At 43.2% G+C, this 4,220-nt stretch carries 5 protein-coding genes; 2 read left to right on the top strand and 3 right to left on the bottom strand.

From position 1 onward, the window contains the following. Positions 1-29 precede the first annotated feature (29 nt). Positions 30-194 (top strand): hypothetical protein, encoded by a 165-nt coding sequence (locus INT03_RS05665; protein WP_176393024.1) that lies wholly within the window; start codon positions 30-32, stop codon positions 192-194. Between the two features lie 49 nt (positions 195-243). On the opposite strand, the gene INT03_RS05670 is transcribed toward INT03_RS05665, so the two are convergent. Then, positions 244-939, bottom strand: a complete 696-nt coding sequence (locus INT03_RS05670; protein WP_087814274.1) for a YoaK family protein — start codon at positions 937-939, stop codon at positions 244-246. Between the two features lie 110 nt (positions 940-1,049). Beyond that, a complete protein-coding gene (locus tag INT03_RS05675; protein ID WP_193008040.1) occupies positions 1,050-1,856 on the bottom strand; it encodes an enoyl-ACP reductase in 807 nt (268 codons plus the stop codon). Between the two features lie 353 nt (positions 1,857-2,209). Between INT03_RS05675 and folE the strand changes: the two genes are divergently transcribed. Further along, positions 2,210-2,806 (top strand): GTP cyclohydrolase I FolE, encoded by a 597-nt coding sequence (folE, locus tag INT03_RS05680; RefSeq protein WP_193008042.1) that lies wholly within the window; start codon positions 2,210-2,212, stop codon positions 2,804-2,806. A gap of 129 nt (positions 2,807-2,935) precedes the next feature. Here folE and msrB read toward each other — a convergent pair whose 3' ends face one another. Further along, the gene (gene msrB, locus INT03_RS05685; RefSeq protein ID WP_193008050.1) at positions 2,936-4,141 is read right to left on the bottom strand and encodes a peptide-methionine (R)-S-oxide reductase MsrB; all 1,206 of its coding nucleotides are present in this window, start codon (positions 4,139-4,141) and stop codon (positions 2,936-2,938) included. Between the last annotated feature and the right edge of the window lie 79 nt (positions 4,142-4,220).

The raw sequence follows: 4,220 nt of genomic DNA on the forward strand, positions 1-4,220 counted from the left end.
AAATGAATAACAATAAATAGGAGCACTTTATGACAGATGCAAATAAAACAGATTCAACCACTAAAATGGCACCGAGAGATATCAATCAAGACAGTTTGGCTAAAAAAGATCAGCAGCGTACCGATGACTCTGCACTCGATATGATGCAAGGGTTGCATGAACATGAAGACCATAAGGAAGAAGGTAAAAACTAAATCACAGCTTTATTATTACCTCAAAGCAAAAAGTAAAGGGTACTGATCGTTATGATGAGTGCCTTTTATTTTTTGGCTCTCTTTTTTCTGGCAGGCGGTCTGAGACATAGTTATATATAAATGCTGCCGTTAAAACGATAGCAATGGGTACAAATAGCGCTTCATAGCCAACCTTGGCGAATAAAAATGCTCCAACGGCGCTGCCACCGCAAAAGCAATACCAAATAATGGCTTGAAACCCTAATGTCGGTTTGCTAATCGATCGACCCGCCAACCAGTTGCCAATCGCTGCGCCCATATCTGATGTCAAACCTGTCAAATGGGTGGTACGAATAACTGCGCCACTATAAGTCGCTACCATGGCATTCTGTAATCCGCATGCCATTGCCGCTGCCAACTGTCCTAAATAATCATGCTGCTGATACAACCAGTAGCTGACCATTAACAGTGCCGCCTCGATATATAGCGCACTACCATAGCGCCTACCTAACTTTAATGATGTCTGTCCAATCACATAACCGCTCAGTATCGCACCTGCCAAAAAAGACAATAGCAGCGCACCGATATACAAGATACTACGCACATCCAAGTAAGCAATAGCCGCTGCAAATAAGCTTACGTTGCCAGTGACGTGAGAAACCGATAGATTGGTAAACCCCATTAACGCAGCAGTGTTAACACAGCCAGCACTGAATGCCAGTACTGCCCCGCCCCACAATATCCACTTTGGTAATTTGGTTATCATATTCGCCGCCTAATGGCTTATCACCAAAAAGCATCTATTATAACCAAAAAAGGCAACCTATTGGCTGCCTTCCTGATCTATAAAACCCTATAACCGACTATTGAAGTGGATTATTTCGGCTCATCAAGCATCATTAATTGCTCACTGATAGCAACGGTATTAAAACCTGCGTCAACAAACATAATCTCGCCGGTAATACCAGATGCCCAAGGTGATAGCAAGAAAAGCGCCGCATTACCGACTTCGGTTTGTGTGATATTACGTTGTAGCGGCGCGATTTTTTCGCTGATATCGAGCATTTTACGGAATGATTTGATGCCACTGGCAGCAAGCGTGCGAATAGGACCTGCTGAGATCGCATTGACACGAATGCCTTCACCGCCCATCGAAGTAGCCAAATAGCGAACACTGGCTTCAAGGCTGGCCTTTGCCATACCCATGACGTTGTAGTTTGGCAATACCGAAATACTACCTTCATACGTCAATGTCAGCATCGAACCGTGACGCATGGCCAATAAAACACGAGCTTCTTTGGCCAATGCCACAAAACTATAGCTTGAGATATCATGGGCAATTTGACTACCTTCACGGGTCGTTGCCTTAACAAAATCGCCATCAAGCTGATCCATCGGTGCAAAGCCAATCGCATGTACCACACCATCGATTCCATCACCCCAATGGGCAGTGACTTGCTCAAAACAAGCAGCGATAGACTCATCAGACGCCACATCACACTCAAGTACCAAATCTGCTTCGAATTTCTCCGCAGCCATATCGACACGCTTTTTGATCTTATCATTAGGATAGGTGAGAATTAATGAGGCACCTTCACGGTGCAGTGCCTCAGCGATAGCCCAAGCGATAGACAGTTTGCTCGCAATGCCTGTCACGACAAATCGTTGTCCTTGTAGTAGCATAATATTTCCTTTTGGGTCGATCAAAATTGTTTAATCATATTAAGTTATTTAGAGTGATTAGATATGATGAATATCACAGCGTAAAAAGTACAAATTATAAAATAAGTCATTATACACGAATTAATTTAAGTAAACAGTCGTAAACTGTATTCCCTTATAATGTCTTCTAATATTGATTAAACGCTCAACTGCTCGCCACAGCAGTATGAAGTTAAGTAGATTTCAAGTATAATCACAGCCCTTCCCAGCTTGCACAATTTTTATAAAAATCCTTTACAATAGTTATTTGTAACTGTTCGTAATTAGGGATTTAGCGTTAAGCTACACCCACATTTTGGATGGCTGCCAAACTTATGAGTAACACCCCAACAATAGCATCAAATTACCAAGAAAGCGTTGAGTCTTATCGTCAACTAATTCTCTCAACTGGCGAGGACTTACAGCGTCCCGGTCTTGAAGAAACGCCGATGCGTGCCGCGAAAGCTTTTGCACATTTAACCCAAGGTTATCACCAAAGCTTGGATGAAGTCGTCAACGACGCCCTGTTTCCATCAAGCAATCGCGAGCTGGTATTGGTACAAAATATTGAATTTTATTCATTGTGCGAACATCATATGCTGCCTTTTCATGGTATCGCTCATGTAGGCTATTTACCCAATGGTCAAGTACTGGGCTTATCAAAATTTGCCCGTATTGTCGATATGTTCGCCCGTCGCTTGCAAGTTCAAGAAAATTTAAGCGAACAAGTGGCACAAACTATCATGGATGTCACTGGCTGTCGCGGCGTAGCAGTAGTGATGGATGCAGCGCATATGTGTATGATGATGCGCGGCGTAAATAAGCAGCACTCCACCACACGTACAACATCGATGTTGGGTGAGTACGTACATGACAATCAAGCGCGCAATGAGTTTTTGAGTGCGATCCCTAGACGTCAGCCTGCATTCTAACGCTTCAAATAACAATAGATAATAAAAAAAGGATACTTAAGTATCCTTTTTTAATGCGTCCTTTCAAGATAGATATCATTAATAATTAGCAATCAATCCTTGATTACAATATAACGAGGCTTAACTAACCTAGCTTACTTCAGCAATCCAATTGCCATAACCTTCTGCTTCCATCTGCGCCAGTGGAATAAAACGCATTGCCGCTGAATTCATACAGTAGCGCTTGCCTGTCGGTGCTGGACCATCGTCAAATACATGACCGACGTGTGAGTCTGCATAGCGACTACGAATCTCGGTACGGCTTCCGAATATCCCTCGGTCTTCCTTCTCAACGACCATATCTGTGCTCAATGGGCGGGTAAAGCTTGGCCAGCCAGTGCCAGATTTGTATTGATCACGAGAGGAATATAGTGGCTCCCCCGATATCACATCGACATACAGCCCAGGCGCTTTATTATCCCAGTATTCATTATCAAAAGCGCGTTCGGTGCCGTCTTTTTGAGTGACTTTATATTGAATGTCACTGAGTGACTGCTTTAGCTCATCCTGTGCAGGCTTCACAAAGGTATCTGGATTGAATCCTGTACTAGCTTTAGCAGCTGACGCATTGTTTGATGTTGCCTGTACGCTATCTGCCGCCGTAGGTTTAAACTGGGTAAAATCCAGCTCGTAGTCTTTACCATAGACACTTTCGATAAATTGATAGCGCCCAGAATTAAAGGTATAAGCCTTATAGCGGATTGGATTTTTCTTATAATAATCTTGATGATACTCTTCAGCTGGATAAAACTTGCTAGCAGAAACAATTTCAATCACAACTGGTTTGCTATAGATACCAGAGTCTTGTAGTGATTGCTTAGCAGCTTCCGCTATGTGCTTTTCTTGTGCATTATTATAAAAAATAGCAGGACGATACTGGGTTCCACGATCTACATACTGGCCGTCAGCGTCGGTTGGATCGGCGATACGCCATAACGCTTGAACGATACCATTATAGGTGATTTTCGTTGGGTCATAATAGACTTGAGCCGCTTCAGTATGCCCTGTGCCACCTGCTGATACAGTGCTATAAGTTGGATTTGTCGATTGACCGCCGGTATAGCCAGAGACCACTTCTACAACGCCAGGTATTTTTTCATAACCCGCTTCCACGCACCAAAAACAACCGCCAGCGACCGTAGCGACTGCGAGATTTGGGTCCGTTGGCGCATAAGGATTATCGATGGCAGTATTTTTCACAGCGGGCGTATTTTCGGTGGCAGCACAGCCAACGAAAACCATACTGATGGATGCTACAGCCATCGCAATAGCGCCCGTCTTTAATTTATGATTCATCGATACCTCCTAAAAGTAATATAATATAACTATGATAACCCTTTGACCTCACTAAACTATACCTACATTGTTATAAAAA

It is taken from the genome of Psychrobacter sp. PG1 (assembly GCF_014897815.1).
GTDB lineage: Bacteria > Pseudomonadota > Gammaproteobacteria > Pseudomonadales > Moraxellaceae > Psychrobacter.